Annotated in this window: 16 protein-coding genes; 10 read left to right on the forward strand and 6 right to left on the reverse strand. The window is 71.5% G+C overall.

Translation table 11 applies throughout. The features are described 5' to 3' along the window. Positions 1 to 5: 5 nt before the first annotated feature. The 3 genes from ilvA to ACFYTT_RS06850 all read right to left on the reverse strand — a co-directional run bounded on the left by ilvA (position 6) and on the right by ACFYTT_RS06850 (position 3,941). Entirely contained in the window at positions 6 to 1,226 is a 1,221-nt protein-coding gene (gene ilvA / locus ACFYTT_RS06840; protein ID WP_131053386.1) for a threonine ammonia-lyase, read from the reverse strand. A gap of 146 nt (positions 1,227 to 1,372) precedes the next feature. Continuing rightward, positions 1,373 to 2,782, reverse strand: a complete 1,410-nt coding sequence (locus ACFYTT_RS06845) for an amidase (protein WP_176092597.1) — start codon at positions 2,780 to 2,782, stop codon at positions 1,373 to 1,375. A gap of 16 nt (positions 2,783 to 2,798) precedes the next feature. Next, positions 2,799 to 3,941, reverse strand: a complete 1,143-nt coding sequence (locus ACFYTT_RS06850; protein WP_387258011.1) for a cystathionine gamma-synthase — start codon at positions 3,939 to 3,941, stop codon at positions 2,799 to 2,801. Between the two features lie 97 nt (positions 3,942 to 4,038). Between ACFYTT_RS06850 and ACFYTT_RS06855 the strand changes: the two genes are divergently transcribed. From ACFYTT_RS06855 to ACFYTT_RS06895, 9 genes are all read left to right on the forward strand, one after another. After that, positions 4,039 to 4,365 (forward strand): hypothetical protein, encoded by a 327-nt coding sequence (locus ACFYTT_RS06855; RefSeq protein ID WP_387258012.1) that lies wholly within the window; start codon positions 4,039 to 4,041, stop codon positions 4,363 to 4,365. 3 nt (positions 4,366 to 4,368) lie between these two features. Beyond that, entirely contained in the window at positions 4,369 to 5,109 is a 741-nt protein-coding gene (locus ACFYTT_RS06860) for a nucleotidyl transferase AbiEii/AbiGii toxin family protein (RefSeq protein WP_176092594.1), read from the forward strand. A 4-nt stretch (positions 5,110 to 5,113) separates the two neighbouring features. Then, positions 5,114 to 5,536 (forward strand): HIT family protein, encoded by a 423-nt coding sequence (locus ACFYTT_RS06865; protein WP_131053548.1) that lies wholly within the window; start codon positions 5,114 to 5,116, stop codon positions 5,534 to 5,536. 72 nt (positions 5,537 to 5,608) lie between these two features. Next, positions 5,609 to 6,271 (forward strand): peptide-methionine (S)-S-oxide reductase MsrA, encoded by a 663-nt coding sequence (msrA, locus tag ACFYTT_RS06870; protein WP_387258013.1) that lies wholly within the window; start codon positions 5,609 to 5,611, stop codon positions 6,269 to 6,271. A gap of 258 nt (positions 6,272 to 6,529) precedes the next feature. Further along, positions 6,530 to 8,314: an N-acetylglutaminylglutamine amidotransferase gene (locus ACFYTT_RS06875; protein ID WP_131053546.1), complete on the forward strand. Its 1,785-nt coding sequence runs from the start codon at positions 6,530 to 6,532 to the stop codon at positions 8,312 to 8,314. Positions 8,315 to 8,316: 2 nt separating this feature from the next. Further along, entirely contained in the window at positions 8,317 to 10,212 is a 1,896-nt protein-coding gene (gene ngg / locus ACFYTT_RS06880; protein ID WP_131053545.1) for an N-acetylglutaminylglutamine synthetase, read from the forward strand. After that, positions 10,209 to 11,399: an osmoprotectant NAGGN system M42 family peptidase gene (locus ACFYTT_RS06885; RefSeq protein ID WP_131053544.1), complete on the forward strand. Its 1,191-nt coding sequence runs from the start codon at positions 10,209 to 10,211 to the stop codon at positions 11,397 to 11,399. The genes ngg and ACFYTT_RS06885 overlap by 4 nt, the downstream gene beginning before the upstream one ends. Before the next feature lie 334 nt (positions 11,400 to 11,733). After that, complete coding sequence (locus tag ACFYTT_RS06890; protein WP_176092591.1) at positions 11,734 to 12,663, forward strand: ribonuclease Z; 930 nt, start codon at positions 11,734 to 11,736, stop codon at positions 12,661 to 12,663. After that, the gene (locus ACFYTT_RS06895; protein ID WP_176092590.1) at positions 12,660 to 13,169 is read left to right on the forward strand and encodes a GNAT family N-acetyltransferase; all 510 of its coding nucleotides are present in this window, start codon (positions 12,660 to 12,662) and stop codon (positions 13,167 to 13,169) included. Before ACFYTT_RS06890 ends, ACFYTT_RS06895 begins: the two co-directional genes overlap by 4 nt. Before the next feature lie 79 nt (positions 13,170 to 13,248). Here ACFYTT_RS06895 and ACFYTT_RS06900 read toward each other — a convergent pair whose 3' ends face one another. The 3 genes from ACFYTT_RS06900 to ACFYTT_RS06910 form a co-directional block, all read right to left on the reverse strand. Then, on the reverse strand, positions 13,249 to 14,205 hold the full coding sequence (locus ACFYTT_RS06900) for an intradiol ring-cleavage dioxygenase (RefSeq protein ID WP_387258014.1): 957 nt from the start codon (positions 14,203 to 14,205) through the stop codon (positions 13,249 to 13,251). A gap of 159 nt (positions 14,206 to 14,364) precedes the next feature. Continuing rightward, on the reverse strand, positions 14,365 to 15,735 hold the full coding sequence (locus tag ACFYTT_RS06905) for a cystathionine beta-synthase (RefSeq protein ID WP_131053541.1): 1,371 nt from the start codon (positions 15,733 to 15,735) through the stop codon (positions 14,365 to 14,367). An 82-nt stretch (positions 15,736 to 15,817) separates the two neighbouring features. After that, on the reverse strand, positions 15,818 to 16,174 hold the full coding sequence (locus ACFYTT_RS06910; RefSeq protein ID WP_131053540.1) for a YkvA family protein: 357 nt from the start codon (positions 16,172 to 16,174) through the stop codon (positions 15,818 to 15,820). 162 nt (positions 16,175 to 16,336) lie between these two features. Here ACFYTT_RS06910 and ACFYTT_RS06915 point away from each other — a divergent pair, with 162 nt between their 5' ends. Further along, entirely contained in the window at positions 16,337 to 17,389 is a 1,053-nt protein-coding gene (locus ACFYTT_RS06915) for an SGNH/GDSL hydrolase family protein (protein ID WP_387258015.1), read from the forward strand. Positions 17,390 to 17,412 lie beyond the last annotated feature (23 nt).

The following is a 17,412-nucleotide window of genomic DNA, read 5'->3' on the forward strand; positions in this document are numbered from 1 at the left end:
CGGTGTCACGCCTCTGGCGCGATCGAGACCTGGTAGCCGCTGGCCCGCAACGCACTGATCAGTGTGTCCGAGTGCTCCACACCCCGGGTCTCCACCGACAGCGCCACCTCGACCTCACCGAGGCGTAGGTGCGGGTGGGCCCGCTGGTGCTCCACGTCCACCACGTTGGCCCGGTGTTCGGCGATCTGCCGCAGCAGCGAGGCGAGCTGCCCTGGCCGGTCGGAGCAGCGGACCGTCACCCGCAGGTATCGTCCGGCCGCCGCCAGCCCGTGCTCGATCACCCGCAGCATCAGCAGCGGATCGATGTTGCCCCCGGAGAGGACCGCCACCACCGGCGGCTCCACCTCGACCGCACCGGCCAGCAACGCGGCCACCCCCACCGCGCCGGCCGGCTCCACCACCTGCTTGCCGCGCTCCAACAGCATCAGCAGCGCCCGGGAGATGTCCTCCTCGGTGACCGTGACGATCTCGTCGACGAGCTTGCGGACGTGGGTGAAGGTGACGTCACCGGGCCGACCGACCGCGATGCCGTCGGCGATGGTGGAGAAGTCGGGCAGGCGTACCGGCTCGCCGGCCACCAGTGACGGCGGGAAGGCCGCCGCGCCCGCCGCCTGGACCCCGATCACCCGGACGTCGGGGCGCAACGCCTTGGCGGCCACCGCCATCCCGGAGACCAGGCCGCCGCCGCCCACCCCGGTGACGATCGTCCTGACCTCGGGGCACTGCTCCAGGATCTCCAGTGCCACGGTGCCCTGGCCGGCGATCACGTCCCGATGGTCGAACGGGTGGATCAGCACCGCGCCGGTGCGCTCCGCGTACGTCTGCGCGGCCACCAGGGATTCGTCCACCGTGGCACCGACCAGCTCCACCCGGGCGCCGTACCCCTTGGTGGCCACCACCTTCGGCAGCGGCGCGTTGACCGGCATGAAGACGGTGGAGTGCGCGCCGACCAGGCCGGCGGCGAGAGCCACCCCCTGCGCGTGGTTGCCGGCGCTGGCCGCCACCACCCCCCGCTCCCGCTCCGCCGCCGACAGCCGGGAGATCCGCACGTACGCGCCACGCACCTTGTACGACCCCGCGCGCTGGAAGTTCTCGCACTTGAGCCAGACCGGCCCGCCGAGCGCCGCGCTAAGCGGGCGGAAGGGTTCCAGCGGGGTGGTGCGGGTGACCTCGGCGAGCAGTTCCCGCGCCGCCCGCACGTCGTCCAGGCTGACCAGTTCCGTCATGCCCCGATCGTGCCACCCGCCCCACCGGGGTTCCCCACGGCCCGGACGGCGCAGACGCAGACCAGGGCACGTCCGGTACGGCGGCGGCCGGCGTCCACCGGCCGCGCCGGCCACATCGACCGAGCCACCCGCGTCGGTACGCACGATCACGCGCTGGCCGGTGACCCCGTTCCGACGCGCGGGTAACCGGGAGCGTGCCGAGTCCACGGTGCCGCCATCTCGAACTGTCCGGCGACGCCGAGCAGCAGCAGTTCCGACCCGGGTGGCCCGACCAGTTGCACGGCCAGCGGCAACCCGTCCGGGCGACGGCCCACCGGGACCACCAGGGCGGGCAGGCCGGCGATGTTCCACGGCGCCGCGTACGGGGCGTACCTGATGTTCACCAGCATGTTGGCCCGCCAGGACCGGGCCGACCAGCTCGTGGCCGGCGGCGGGGCGCTGGCCAGCGCCGGGGTGAGCAGCAGGTCGACCGAGTGGTCGGCGAAGAAGCCGATGGAACGCTCACGCCAGGCCGTCCGGTCGGCCTCCCGGACGTACCCGCGCCGCCACGCCCAGTCCCCGAACGTGACGTGCCGACGGCTGCGCGGTTGCAGGTCGCGCCGGTCGATCCCGGCGGCCCGCACGTCAGCGGCGGCGGCGGCGAACCAGGTCGCGATGCCCTGTAGGCCGAGGGCGGTCGGATAGACCGGGTCGGCCGGGACGGCGTCGTGCCCGGCGGCGGCGAGCAGCCGACCGGCGGCGGTGACCGCGTCGCGGTTCGGCGCGTCCGGCGAGACCCCGCGCACCGGCGAGCGCAGCGACACCCCGACCCGCAGCCGCTGCGGCGGGACCAGCTTCTCCTGGGCCCGGCCGGCGAGCACCTGGAAGCCGACCGCCGCGTCGGCGACCGTGGTGGCGAGCATGCCGTGCTCGGTCAGCCCGAACCAGTCCTCCGCGCCGAGCTGGCAGGGCACCACGCCCCGGCCGGGCTTCAGGCCGACCAGGCCGCAACAGGCCGCCGGGATGCGGATCGAGCCGAGACCGTCGTTGCCGTGCGCGATCGGCACCAGCCCGGCGGCGACCGCCGCCGCCGCGCCGCCCGACGAGCCACCCGGGGTACGCCCCAGGTCCCAGGGGTTGCGGGTGACCGCGGTGCCGTCGTCGGTCACCCCCCAGAGGCCCAGCTCGGGCATCCGGGTGACGCCGAGGATCACCGCGCCCGCGCCGCGCAGCCGGCGGACCACCTCGTGGTCGGCCTCGGCCACCGGGGTACGCGCCGCAGCCGACCCGTTCCAGGTGGGCACCCCGGCCACCGGGGTGTTCTCCTTGACCGCCACCGGCACCCCGGCCAGCGGCAGGTTGCCCAGGTCCTCCTGCTCGTCGACCTTCTCCGCCTCGGCGACCGCCTCCCCGCCGCGTACCGTGCGGAACGCGGCGAGGTCGACGTCGGCCTTCGCGACGTGGTCGAGATGGTCGGCCAGAACCTGGGTGGCGGAGACGTCGCCCCGCCGTACGCCCCGGGCGATCTGTTTGGCGGTCGCCCCGACCCAGGTCGGCATGATGTCCTGCACGGCCACCCTCCCCAGCCAGCGGTCAGCCCAGCGCCTGCTCCAGATCGGCGAGCAGGTCTTCGACCGTCTCGATGCCGACAGACAGTCGCACGAGATCGGAGGGAACTTCAAGCGGCGAGCCGGCAGCGCTGGCGTGTGTCATCCGGCCCGGGTGCTCGATCAGGGATTCCACCCCGCCGAGGGACTCCGCGAGCACGAAGAGTCGGGCCCGGTTGCAGATCTCGACGGCGTGCTCCTCACCCCCGGCCGCCCGGAACGAGATCATGCCGCCGAACCGGCGCATCTGTTTGGCGGCCACCTCGTGACCGGGGTGCGACGGCAGACCCGGGTAGAGGATCTCGCGCACCTTGGCGTGCCCGTCCAGGTAGCCGACGATCCGTTCGGCGTTGTCGCAGTGCCGGTCCATCCGTACCCCGAGGGTCTTGATGCCGCGCAGCGTCAACCAGGCGTCGAACGGGCCGTTGACCGCGCCCATGGCGTTCTGGTGGTAGCGCAGTTCCTCGCCGAGCCCGGCGTCGGCCGCCACCAGTGCCCCACCGACCACGTCGGAGTGACCGCCGACGTACTTGGTGGTGGAGTGCACCACCACGTCCGCGCCGAGAGCGATCGGCTGTTGCAGGTACGGCGAGGCGAACGTGTTGTCCACCACCAGCAGCGCCCCGGCGTCGTGGGCGACGGCGGCGAGGGTGGCGATGTCCGCGATGCCGAGCAGCGGGTTGGTCGGCGTCTCCAACCAGACCACCTTGGTGGTGCCGGGCCGGATCGCGGCCCGGACGGCGTCCGGGTCGGAGACCTTCGCCGGGGTGTACGACAGCCCCCACCGCTGGGCCACCTTGGCGAACAGCCGGTACGTGCCGCCGTACGCGTCGTCCGGGATCACCACGTGGTCGCCGGGGCCGCAGACGGTCCGCAGCAGCGTGTCCTCGGCGGCCAGACCGCTGGCGAAGGCGAGACCGACCGGCCCGCCCTCCAGCGCGGCCAGGCACTCCTGGAGCGCGTCCCGGGTGGGGTTGCCGGAACGGCTGTACTCGTATCCGAGCCGGGGCGCACCGACGGCGTCCTGGGCGTACGTGCTGGTCTGGTATATCGGTGGGATCACCGCGCCGGTGCGGGCCTCCGGGTCCTGGCCGGCGTGGATCGCGAGCGTCTCGAAGCCGTGGGTCATGACGCAGACGTTAGTCCTCCCCCGCGTCCCAGCGTGTGGGAGCCGACTCACCGAGTCGCCAGGCCCACCATGTCGTCCTGTGAGCGATAATGGGCGGGTGAACTCGACCAAGACCCTGCCATCCCGCCTGATCGGCGCGGCCGAGCGCGTCCCGCCCTCGCTGTCGCTGCTGACCGGTCCGGCTGACGGCCACGTCGCCCTGCCGGTACGGCTGGCATGGTCCGGTCTGACCGAGTTCGATGTGAGCGACGCACGGCAGCGTCTGACGCTGTACCGCACGTTGTTGGACTGCGGCCAGCGCGAGGACGTTATTCGCTATGTCAACGCCACTCTGCTGCGCGCCGACTGGCCCCGGATCCGGCGGTTGACTTCCCGACGCCTGGTTGCCCTCTGGGAGCGACAGCTCCCAGAGTTGGCCACCTGATCAATGGACGAACTGCATCGGCAGTTGTTGCGCCTTGGCTTCGAAGCCGGCAATGATCTCGGCTTGGTTCTCGCAGGTGGTTACGCCCTGTCAGCGCACGAGCTGACCAACAGACCCTCACGAGACATCGATTTCGCCACCGCGACCGACATGTCGTTGTCGGCGGTGGCCGAGCGGCTCGCAGACGCCTACGTCACTGCCGGCTTCACCGCTCGCATAATCGAGGCCACCCCGCGAATGGCTCGACTTGTGGTGTCCGCAGAAGCGACAGCGTGCGAGGTAGATCTTCTGAAGGAGGCGATCGGGCCACCCGCGCAACTCACCATCGGCCCTGTCCTCGCCTTCGAGGACGCGGTCGGACTCAAGGTACGCGCACTGCACGACCGCGCAGCCCACCGGGACTACATCGACATCAGTGCCGCCAACGGCCGACTGAACTGGCACGAACTTGAGTCTCTGGGGGCGCGGCACACCGTCGCCTTCTCCTTGGAGGAGTTGGCCGACCGGCTTGGCGGCGTCCGCGAACTCGATGACGAGACGTTCATGGCCTACGGGCTCAGCGAGGACGACGTCAGGGCGCTGTGCGGGTGGGCGATCGCCTGGGAGACGGACATCCGGTCCCGGTTGGCGAACGGCGAGACCGGCCCGATCGGCGTTACTGAGGACGAGTGGGATACCTACCTCGATCCACCTGATGCTGTTGGTGGGCCAGCAGGCAGAGTTTCGCCGCCGGCCATAACCTGAGCCGATGGCGGGATGTGTGTTCTGCGGGATCGTGGCGGGCGAGGTGCCGGCGTTCCGGGTGGTCGACACCGCCGACGGCGTGGCGTTCCTGGACACCCGCCCGGTGTTCAAGGGGCACGTCCTGGTGGTGCCCCGTACGCATCTGGTCACCCTCGCCGACCTGCCGCCGGAGTCGCTGGCCGGCTATTTCGGGCTGGTCCGGCGACTCACCGTCGCGGTGGAGACCGGGCTGGGCGCGGGCGGCACGTTCGTGGCGATGAACAACAAGGTGTCCCAGTCGGTGCCGCACCTGCACACCCACGTGGTTCCCCGGACCAAGGGCGACGGTCTGCGGGGCTTCTTCTGGCCGCGTACCCGCTACGCCGACGACGCCGAGGCGACCGCGTACGCCGAGCGCGTGCGGGACGCCGTGCCGGGCGGCGCCTGACCGCGCGCGGGGCGGGTAAGGAAGTGGGGTCCGCCGGTGTTGCACGCGGGGAAGGACGAAAGGAGTTCCACCGTGTTCCTCCGCAGCATGAAGGCCGAGATGATCTCTCCTGACCGTGCCCTGCCCGGCCGCGCGATCGCGATGCCGGTCGCCGACCGGCACGAGGTGCTCGGGACCCCCCTCAAGGGGCCGTTTCCCGAGGGCTCGCAGGTCGCCGTCTTCGGCATGGGGTGTTTCTGGGGTGCCGAGCGGTTGTTCTGGACCCTCCCGGGCGTCTACACCACCTCCGTCGGATACGCGGGTGGGTACACCCCGAATCCGACCTACGAGGAGGTCTGCTCCGGCGGGACAGGGCACGCCGAGGTGGTCCAGGTCGTGTACGACCCCGCGACGATCAGTTTCGAGGACCTGCTGAAGGTCTTCTGGGAGAACCACGACCCGACCCAGGGCATGCGCCAGGGCAACGACGTCGGTACGCAGTACCGCTCGACGATCTACACCACCACCGACGAGCAGTTCGCCACCGCCGAGGCGTCCCGGGAGGCGTTCGCGCCGATCGTGGCCCGCGCCGGCAAGGGCGAGATCACCACGGAGATCAGCCGCCTCGGCGACTACTTCCTGGCCGAGGACTATCACCAGCAGTACTTGGCACCCACCAAGAACCCCAACGGCTACTGCAACCACGGCCCGAACGGGCTGAGCTGCCCGGTCGGCGTGGCGCGTACCGCCGGCTGACCGTCTCGCGTGCCGGCTCGCCCAACCGGGCGGGCCGGCAGGTGCCCGGAGATCGCCGATGATCCAAATTGCGGCGCTCGTCACAGTCGGGCAGGTAGGGCAAGTAGGACAAACTGCTACAGGCAGGCCCCGATCGCCCGCGCTCGCCGGGAGATGACACCCGGTTGATCGCGCGGGCGCGGATGATAGCAATGCTGTTACACGACCGTCATGGTCTCAACAGGCGAATCGCAACAACCTCTGGCAGCATTGGCTCGCATGTGCGGACTAGCTGGGGAGTTCCGACGGGACGCGTCGCGTGCCGACGTCGGGACGGTGGAGCGAATGGCCGCCACGATGTGCGACCGGGGGCCTGACGGTGGCGGTGTGTGGGCCCAGGGACCGGTCGCTCTCGGCCATCGTCGTCTGAAGATCATCGACCTGTCGGCCGCCAGCGGCCAACCCATCGTCGACTCGGCCGCCGGCCTGACCGGCGTCTTCAACGGCTGCATCTACAACTACCGCGAGTTGCGCGCCGAGTTGGCGGCCAAGGGCCACCACTTCTTCTCCAGCGGTGACAGCGAGGTCGTCATCAAGGCGTACGCCGAATGGGGGCTCGACTTCGTCGACCACCTGGTCGGCATGTTCGCCGTGGCGATCACCGAACGCGACACCGGCCGTCTGGTGCTCGCCCGGGACCGGCTCGGCATCAAGCCGCTCTACCTCGCCGAGACGCCCGGCGTGGTGCGCTTCGCCAGCACCCTGCCCGCCCTGGTGGCAGGTGGCGGCGTGGACACCACCATCGACCCGGTCGCGCTGGCCCACTACCTCAGCTTCCACAGCATCGTGCCGCCGCCGCGCACCATCCTGCGCGGCGTCACCAAGCTGCCCCCGGCCACCGTCCGGGTCTACGAGCCCGACGGCGCCACCCACGAGCGCGTCTACTGGGACCCGTCCTTCCTGCGTCGGGACGAGTACTCCGGCTGGTCGGAGAAGGACTGGCAGGACGCGCTGCTGGAGTCGCTGACCACCGCCGTACGGCGGCGCATGGTCGCCGACGTGCCGGTGGGCGTGCTGCTCTCCGGCGGCCTGGACTCCAGCCTGGTGGTGGCCCTGCTCGCCGGTGAGGGGCAGCGCGGGCTCGCCACCTTCTCGATCGGCTTCGACGCGGTCGGCGGCCGGGAGGGCGACGAGTTCCGCTACTCCGACGTGGTCGCCAAGACCTTCGACACCGACCACCACCAGCTCCGGGTCGCCGCCCAGGACCTGGTGCCGCCGCTGGAGGCCGCCGTGGCGGCCATGAGTGAACCCATGGTCAGCCACGACTGCGTCGCGTTCTACCTGCTCAGCCAGGAAGTCTCCCGACACGTCAAGGTGGTCCAGTCCGGCCAGGGCGCCGACGAGATCCTGGGCGGCTACCACTGGTACCCGCCGCTGGCGGAGGTCGGCCGCGAGCAGGCGCTCGACACGTACGCCAAGGCCTTCTTCGACCGCGACGCCAGCGGCCTGGCCCAGGTGCTCAACCGGGACTGGCTGACCGGCACCGACCCGGCGCGGGAGTTCGTCGCCGCGCACCTGGCGCGGGCCGGCGCGCAGACCGCGGTCGACGCCGGGCTGCGCCTCGACACGCAGATCATGCTCACCGACGACCCGGTCAAGCGGGTCGACAACATGACCATGGCGCACGGGCTGGAGGCCCGGGTGCCCTTCCTGGATCACGAGTTCGTCGAACTGGCCGCCGCCTGCCCCCCGGAGCTGAAGCTGGCTCAGGGTGGCAAGGGGGTGCTCAAGGAGATCGGCCGCCGGGTCCTGCCGCACGAGGTCATCGACCGGCCGAAGGGCTACTTCCCGGTCCCCGGCCTCACCCACCTGGAGGGCAAGCTCCTCGACCGGGTACGGGACGCGCTCTCCGCGCCCGAGGCCCGACGCCGCGACCTGTTCCGCACCGATTACGTCAACGCCCTGCTCGACGCTCCCAACGCCGAACTGACCCCGTTGAACGGAAACAAGCTGTGGCAACTCGGACTCCTGGAAATGTGGCTCCAGAGCCACGGAATCGACTGACCGTGACCGACACCCTGGCGACCGGGGTGGCCCGGACCGACCGAGGTCGAGGCGCGGGACGTCGCTACGAGCGGGTCGGGCCGGGCGGTGATCCGATCGCCGCGAGCCCCGGCGGGGACGCCACCGACGACGACCGTGCCGGCGGCGACGAGGGCGTCATCCTCGACTGCGGGTGGGGGCGGCTGGTCTTCGGCCAGACCTTCACCGACCAGGCCGCCGTCGCCGACGTGCTGCGCTCCGAGGCGGCCGGCGCGCGGGACATCTGCATCTATCTGCGGGACCCGCACGTGCTGGTCTCCCGGCTGCCCGACGAGTTGTTCATCGACCCGTCGCTGACCTTCCGGCTGCCGCTGGGCGGGGCCCGCTCGGGTCCGCGTCGGGCCGACGGCACGACCGAGGAGGCCGGCAACGCCGACACCCCGGCCGCCGTGAACGGGCGCGGCGAACTGCCCGGGGTACGCATCCGCCGGCTGCGCGACGCCGCCGACGCGGACGCCGTCAACCGGATCTACGCGGCCAACGGCATGGTCACCGCCCCGGTGGACATCCTGGTCGACAACGCCGCCACGGACCGTTTCCTGCACCTCGTGGCCGAGGCGGTGACCGGCGAGATCGTCGGCACCATCACCGGTGTCGACCACGTGGCGGTCTTCGACGACCCGGACAACGGGGCCAGCCTCTGGTGCCTGACGGTCGACTTCAACCAGGCGCCCCCCGGCACCGGCCAGGCGCTGATCACCGAGCTGGCCACCCGGCTGGTGGCGCGGGGCCGCGCGTACGTCGACCTCTCCGTGCTCGCCGAGAACGCCGGGGCGATCCGGCTGTACGAGCGGCTCGGCTTCTATCGCACCGCCACGCTCTGCGTGAAGCGGAAGAACCCGATCAACGAGCGGCTGTTCCTGCCGGCCATGCCGGCCGGTTACGACGAGCTCAACCCGTACGCGAAGATCGTTGCCGACGAGGCGATGCGCCGGGGCATCCGGGTGGAGGTGACCGACGCGGCCTGGGGTGAGCTGCGGCTGACCAGCGGCGGTCGGACCATCCTCACCCGGGAGTCGCTCTCCGAGCTGACCTCGGCGGTGGCCATGAGCCGCTGCGACGACAAGCGGGTCACCCGCCGCATCCTGACCGAGGCCGGCCTCTCGGTGCCGCGCGGGCGGACCGCCACCGGTGACGCCGCCGACGCGGAGTTCCTGGCCGAGGTAGGCCAACTGGTGGTCAAGCCGGCCCGGGGCGAACAGGGCAACGGCATCACCGTCGGCGTCCGCACCGACGAGGCGCTGGCCGCCGCCGTCGAACTGGCCGCCCGGTTCTGCCCCGAGGTGCTGCTGGAGGAGCTCTGCACCGGTGAGGACCTGCGGGTCGTCATGATCGACCACGAGGTGGTGGCCGCCGCCGTACGCCGCCCCGCCTCGATCACGGGTGACGGCGTGCACGACATCACCGAGCTGATCGCGCGGCAGAGTCGCCGTCGGGCCGCCGCCACCGGTGGCGAGTCCCGCATCCCGCTCGACGAGATGACCCGGGACGTGGTCACCGAGGCCGGGTACGCGCTCTCCGACATCCTGCCCGAGGGCCAGGTGCTGGCCGTACGGCGGACCGCGAACCTGCACACCGGCGGCACCATCCACGACGTCACCGGCGAGCTGCACCCGGTGATCGCGGAGGCGTGCGTGGCCGCCAGCCGGGCCCTCGACATCCCGGTCACCGGCCTCGACCTGTTGGTTCCCGCCCCGGACCGACCCGAGCACGTCTTCATCGAGGCCAACGAGCGGCCGGGGCTGGCCAACCACGAGCCCCAGCCCACCGCCGAACGCTTCGTGGATCTACTTTTCCCCGGGACTCGGGCACCGCAACGGTTGTGGACCCCGGCCGGTGCGGCACCATCTGGGGCATGACCGTACGCAAGACCACTCCGCTCCCCATCGACCTGGACTATCTGCGTCAGGTGATGGTGGAGTTGTTGGACATCCCGAGCCCGTCGGGGCGCACCGACCACGTGCAGCAGTACGTCGGTGAGCGCCTGTCGGCGCTCGGCATCCCGTCGACGCTGACCCGCCGGGGCGCGCTCAGCGCCTGCCTGCCCGGCCCTCGGGAAACCGGGGCAGACAGGGCGATCGTGGTACACACCGACACCATCGGCGGGATGGTCAAGCGCCTGAAGGAGAACGGTCGGCTGGAGTTGAACCCGATCGGCACGCACAGCGCGCGGTTCGCCGAGGGCGCCCACGTCCGGGTCTTCACCGACGACCTGGACCGGGTGGTCACCGGTCAGGTCCTGCCGCTCAAGGCCAGCGGGCACCGCTACAACGAGGCGGTGGACGAGCAGGGCATCGGCTGGGACCAGGTCGAGGTACGCATCGACGAGCCGGTAGAGGACATCGCCGGCCTGCGGGCGCTCGGCATCGACGCGGGCGACTTCGTGGCGTTCCTGCCCAACCCGACGGTCACGCCCAGCGGCTACGTCAAGTCCCGGCACCTGGACGACAAGGCCGGCGTGGCGGCGGTGCTGGCCGCGATGAAGGCGATGGTCGACGCGGGCGTGAAGCCCGCCGTCACCGCGCACCTGCTGGTCACCGTGACGGAGGAGATCGGCCACGGCGCGTCGCACGGGCTCGACCCGGACGTGGCCGAGATCGTCTCGGTGGACGCGGCGGTGGTCGCCCCCGGGCAGCAGTCCCGGGAGAACGCCGCCACGCTGGCGATGGGCGACGGGGTGGGACCGTTCGACTACCACCTGACCCGGAACCTCGCGGCGATCGCCCGCGAACACGACGTCGACCTGGTCCGCGACGTCTTCGACTACTACCGCTCGGACGTGGCGGCGGCGGTCGAGGCGGGCGCGCACGCCCGGGTGGCCCTGCTCGGCTTCGGGGTCGACGCCACGCACGGGCACGAACGCACCCACCTGGACGGGCTGCACCACCTGGCCCAGTTGCTCTGCCTCTATCTCCAGAGCGACCTGGTGTTCCCCGAGTGGGACGCCGAGCCGGAGGGCGACCTGGCCGACTTCCCGTCGCTGGCGGTGCAGCCGGCCAGCGCGGACGGCCCCCGCAAGGGCCCGATCGGCATCGCCCAGGACTGACCGGTACGCCCGGCACGGGCCGCCCCGACAGATGTGATCGAAATCCGTTGCCGGTGCGGCCGTCGCTGGATAACGTGGCGGTACACGTGAAAGGAGGTGGTCCAGACTTGTATAGCAATCGGACTCGTGAGGTGGCTGTCCGCTAGCCGCTGTCCTCGACAGTGACCGTCTGTTCCGCAGGCGGGCAGTAACAAGCGTCGAGACCGTGTGGCAGCGGTGCGGCGAATCCACGACAAGCCACCCGACCCCCGGGGTGCCGACTCAGTCCAGTCGGTCCGCGCCAGCGCGGAAACCCCGGGGGTCGCCCTTTGTCCGGGTCCCCCTGGAGGTCGTCGTGTCCATGCGCGAGCTGGTGGTGCTGGGAACGGCCAGCCAGACACCGACCCGGGCCCGCAACCACAACGGGTACGTGCTCCGCTGGGACGACGAGGTGATCCTCTTCGACCCGGGCGAGGGCAGCCAGCGGCAACTGCTGCACACCACGGTCACCGCCACCGACCTGACCCGGATCTGCGTCACCCACTTCCACGGCGACCACTGCCTCGGCCTGCCCGGCACCATCCAGCGCCTCTCGCTGGACCGGGTGCCGCGACCGGTGGCGGTGCACTTCCCGGCCGAGGGCGCCGAGTACTTCGCCCGGCTGCGGCACGCCAGCTCCTTCCACGAGACCGCCGAGCTGGCCGTCACACCGATCGAGGCGGACGGCCAGCGCATCGCGCTGCGTTGCGGCACGCTGGAGGCACGTCGACTACGGCACCCCGTCGACACGTACGGCTATCGGCTGGTGGAGCCGGACGGCTACCGGATGCTGCCGGAGAAGCTGGCCGCGTACGGCGTCGACGGGCCGGCGGTCGGCGAGCTGCAGCGCGTCGGCCACCTCGACCGGGACGGGCGGCGCGTCACCCGGGAGGAGGTGAGCGTGCCCCGCCCCGGGCAGCGGTTCGCCTTCGTGATGGACACCGGCCTCTGCGACGGGGTGTACGCGCTGGCCGAGCAGGCCGACCTGCTGGTCATCGAGTCGACGTTCCTGGAGTCGGAGGCGGCACTCGCCGCCGAGGTCGGGCACCTGACCGCCGGCCAGGCCGCGCGGGTGGCGGCCGAGTCGGGGGTGCGCCGACTCGTGCTGACCCACTTCTCCCAGCGCTACGCCGACCCGTTCCGCTTCGCCGAGGAGGCCCGCCGGCACTACGACGGGGACCTGGTGATCGCCGAGGATCTGACCACGATTCAGGTGCCGCCCCGCCGGGTACCCTCGGCGGAGTGAGTGTCACGCTGCGTGCCGCAACCGCCGAGGACCTGATGGCGGTGGGCCGGCTCCACCAGAGCTCGCGCGTCGCCGCCTACTCGTCGTTCCTGCCGCCGGAGGCGTTGGCCGACCCGAGCCCGGAGGCCATGGGTGAGTACTGGGCCGAGCGATGGATCTGGGAGCGTGACAGCCACCGGATGATCCTGGCCATGCGGGGTGACGCCCTCGCCGGCTTCAGCTACTCCGGCCCGGACGACGAGGACGACCCGGACACCGGGCTGCTGTGCGCGATCCACCTCGCTCCCGCCGAGCGCGGTAGGGGCGTCGGTCGGGCGCTGATGGTCGACGCCCTGGCGAGCATGCGGACGCGGGGCTGGCGCCGCGCGGCGCTCTGGGTGCTGCGCGAGAACGAGTCCGCCCGCCGCTTCTACGAGCGTGGCGGCTGGTCCCCCACCGGAGTCGAACGCGTCGAGCTGATCGGTACGACGCAGACCCCCCAACTGCGCTACACCCGTGCGGTGTAAGGAAGGGCACCTTCTTAACGCCTGCGGTAGAGCAGGGGTCCCCTGCTAACAGTCGATCTCACAGCTCCACGACATCGGATCACGCGCCGTCCTGGTCGGAGTCGACGGCAAAGTTGATCACTCCGAGGTAGCCGTCGCCGTCCTCGGTCACCCGCAACAACATGCTGTCGGCGTAGATGGAGTCGTCGTCGTTGAAAGTGTCCCGCCCGGTGTGCGCCGCGTACGGCTGGCTGGCAAAAACCCTGCTGTTCAGCGCCTCGTCGAACATCACCTGGGTGGTCAGCACCCGCGAGTTGTCGACGTGCACCATCGCGTGGATGTGCACGGTGCGACCGCGGTACCAGCCGGGCCAGATCGTGACGAACTCGACGATGCCGTCGGCGTTGGTGACCTGCGCCCCGCGCAGGTAACGCTGGTCGTCGGTCGGGGTCAGATCGGCCGTGTCCCCGCCACCGGAGTCGCCCCCGGGAGGGCCGACACCAGGACCTCCACCCCCGGGTGCGCCACTCGGCGGGGTGCCTGCGGGGCCACCATCGGGCGGGGTGCCGCCGCCGGAGGCACCGTTCGCGCCCGAGGACTGGGCCTCCGCGCCCGAGTAGAGACCGGCCGCGTCGCAGTGCCAGATCTCCACCACCGCATTCGGCAGCGGCCCGCACTGCTCGCTGTCCTGCACCCGGATGGCCAGTCGGAGCCGTACGCCGTCGCGGTCCTCCCGGATGTCGCTGCGGATCTTGTCCGCGTCGAAGTAGTACGGCCCCTGGGTGGTGCTCGCCGTCAGCGTGCAGGTGTTCGCGCCGTCGAAGAGCGCGGTGAGATCGTTCGCGGTGGTCGCCAGTGGGGCGACGGTCTCACCGGTCGAGGTGGTGACGGTGCCACCGTCCCGGCCGCACGCCGCCAGCAGGCCGGCCAGCCCGACCGACCCGATGCCGGCGATGATGCGACGCCGACTGACCCGTTGCCCCTCATGGTGGTCGTAGCCCATCTGTTCCTCCCGATCGTTGCCCTGGCAGCGACGATAGAAACGGGAAGTAGGCATCCGCTTTGGCCCGCTTGTGCAACTGCTGTGCGTCGGCGGGCCGCCGGACAGAGGGAGTCAGACGCCGGGCTGTTAACCGACGTCCAGCGGGCCGTTCTGCGCGTTAGTAGGGGACCCCTGCTATGCACGAGGCGTTAATAAGGTGCCCTTCCTTACACCTCAGCGGGCGCCGAGGTGGGCGAGCAGGTCCTGGCGGGTGAGGACGCCCTTGGGCTTGCCGTCGATCAGCACCAGCGCGGCGTCGGACTTCTCCAGCAGGTTGACCGCCTCGCTGACCGGCTGGCCACCACCGATCATCGGCAGCGCCGGCCCCATGTGCCGCTCGATCGTGTCGTGCAGCTGGGCCTGGCCGGTGAAGAGCGCGTCCAGCAGGTCCCTCTCGGCGATCGAGCCGGCCACCTCGCCGGTCACCACCGGCGGCTCGGCCTTGAGCACCGGGAGCTGCGAGACGCCGTACTCGCGCATGTAGTCGACCGCGTCGCGGACCGTCTCGGTGGGGTGCACGTGGACCAGCTCGGGGAGCTGGCCCGGCTTGGCGGCCAGCGCCTGTGCCACCGTCGGCTCGGAGCCGGAGTTGTCCAGGAAGCCGTACCGGGCCATCCAGGCGTCGTTGAAGATCTTGGACAGGTAGCCCCGGCCGCCGTCCGGCAGCAGCACCACGATCACGTCGTCCGGCCCGGCGGCGCGGGCCACCTCCAGTGCCGCCACCGCCGCCATCCCGCAGGAGCCGCCGACCAGTAGCCCCTCCTCGCGGGCCAGCCGCCGGGTCATCTCGAAGGACTGCTTGTCCGACACCTCGATGATCTCGTCGGCCACGTCCCGGTCGTAGGTCTCCGGCCAGAAGTCCTCACCGACCCCCTCGACCAGGTACGGCCGGCCGGTGCCGCCGGAGTAGACCGAGCCCTCCGGGTCCGCGCCGATGACCTTGACCTTGCCGCCGGACGCCTCCTTCAGGTAGCGCCCGATCCCGGAGATGGTGCCGCCGGTGCCCACGCCCGCGACGAAGTGCGTGATCCGGCCCTCGGTCTGCTTCCACAGCTCCGGACCGGTGGTCTCGTAGTGCGAGCGGGGGTTGGCCGGGTTGGCGTACTGGTTGGGCTTCCAGGCGCCGGGGATCTCCCGGGCCAGCCGGTCGGAGACGTTGTAGTAGGAGCGCGGGTCCTCGGGCGCGACGGCGGTCGGGCAGACGACCACCTCGGCGCCGTACGCCCGCAGCACGTCCTGCTTGTCCTGGCTGACCTTGTCGGGGCAGACGAACACGCACCGGTAGCCCTTGAGCTGCGCCACCAGGGCCAGCCCGACACCGGTGTTGCCGCTGGTCGGCTCGACGATGGTGCCACCGGGCCGGAGGATGCCGGCGGCCTCGGCATCCTCGACCATCCGCACCGCGATCCGGTCCTTGACCGAGCCGCCGGGGTTGAGGTACTCCACCTTCGCCAGCACGGTCGCCTGGATGCCCTCGGCGACGGTACGCAGTCGTACCAGCGGGGTGTTGCCGATCATCTCGACGACGTTGTCGTAGTACTGCACCTCGTTGTGCCCTTTCCTCCGGCGCCGGCGCCGGAGGCCGGGCGGGTGACTCGCGTGATTCCCGCGCCCAGGGTACGTCGGGTCAGGGCACCACGTGCCCCGGGATCACGGAGCCGCCCCGCGCCTCCCACTCCAGGAAACGCTCGGTCTCGGCCAGCACGGCACCGGCCAACCAGGTCACCATCACCGCGTCGTCGATCAGCCCGAACACCGTCAGGAACATCTCCGGCACGGCGTCGATCGGCGAGACGATGTAGGCCGTGGCCGCCGTCATCATCGCCAGCCGCAGGCCGCCGTCGTACTGTCCACGGGCGGTGGCCCCGATCATCCTGGGCAGCGCCCCGACCCGTGCGCCGATCGACGGACCGCCCCGGGCACCGGCCGTCAGCGCCCGGGCCAGGGCGACGAACGCCGCACCCCGTTTCAACGTCTTAGCCATCGTCGTGCTCCTCTCCACCGTGCAGCGTGACGACCCGGCGCAACCTCCACGATCCGTCACACGACGCCACAGCGCCAAGTACCCGGATCGGTCGTTTTCCAGGCATCAGCGCAGAGTGCTCGACGACAGCGAGCCGTCGTACCCGCGCGCTAGTGTCGCTTCATGGGGGTGGTTGATTCCGTCGTCTCGGATCGTCCGCGCTGGCAGCACGCGCGGCGGGCGGCCCTTGCCGCCGCGATCGGCACGGGTGCCACGGTGGCCGCCGCGGCGGCCACCACCGGGGTGCTGTTCGGCCAGGCCCGGCAGGCCCGACGGACCATCCCGATGGCCGAGGCACCACCGCCGCGCTGCGACGGGGTCTACGGTGCGAAGTTCCCGGGTACGCCGATCACCGTGGTCGTGCTCGGCGACTCCTCGGCCGCCGGCTACGGCGTGCACCGCCGCCGCGAGACGCCTGGTGCCCTGTTGGCGACCGGTCTGTCCCGGCGGCTGCGACGGCCGGTCCGGCTGCACCGCTTCGCCGTGGTCGGCGCCATCTCGGCGGGCCTGCGCTTCCAGGTCGAGGCGGCCGTGGACTGCGATCCCGACGTCGCGGTCATCCTGATCGGCGCCAACGACGTGACCAACCGGACGCCACCCGCCCTGGCCATCCGCCATCTCGCCGAGGGGGTTCGCGCGTTGCGGGCGGCCGGGGCCGAGGTCGTCGTCGGCACCTGTCCCGACCTGGGAGCGATCCGGCCGATCCAGCCGCCGCTGCGCTGGCTGGCCCGTCGGTGGAGTAGGCAGCTCGCCGCCGCCCAGACCGTCGCCGTCGTGTCGGCGGGCGGTTGGACGGTCTCCCTCGGTGACCTGCTCGGTCCCCGGTTCGACGCCGAGCCGGGACGGATGTTCGCCTGGGACCGGTTCCATCCGTCCGCCGAGGGCTATGCGGCAGCCGCCGCCGCCCTGTTGCCCACGGTGGTCTCCGCGCTCGGGCAGGGAGCCGAACGCGGGCCTTCGCGCATGCGCCCGGAAGGCGTACGGTCATTGCCGAGGGCCGCTCAGGAAGCGGCCCAGCACCCGGGGACGGAGGTCAGCGGAACGCAGGTCCGTGGCAGCGAGAGCGGGCCGGCCGGCCGGTGGGCACAGCTTCGCCGCCGGGGATTCTTCGGGGGCGGCACGACGCCACAGCCGACCTCCGCGATCGACTCACCCGCAGTGGAGGGACTCAGATGACTGAGCGGATCAGGCAGCAGCAC

Source organism: Micromonospora sp. NPDC003816, from assembly GCF_042874705.1.
GTDB lineage: Bacteria > Actinomycetota > Actinomycetes > Mycobacteriales > Micromonosporaceae > Micromonospora.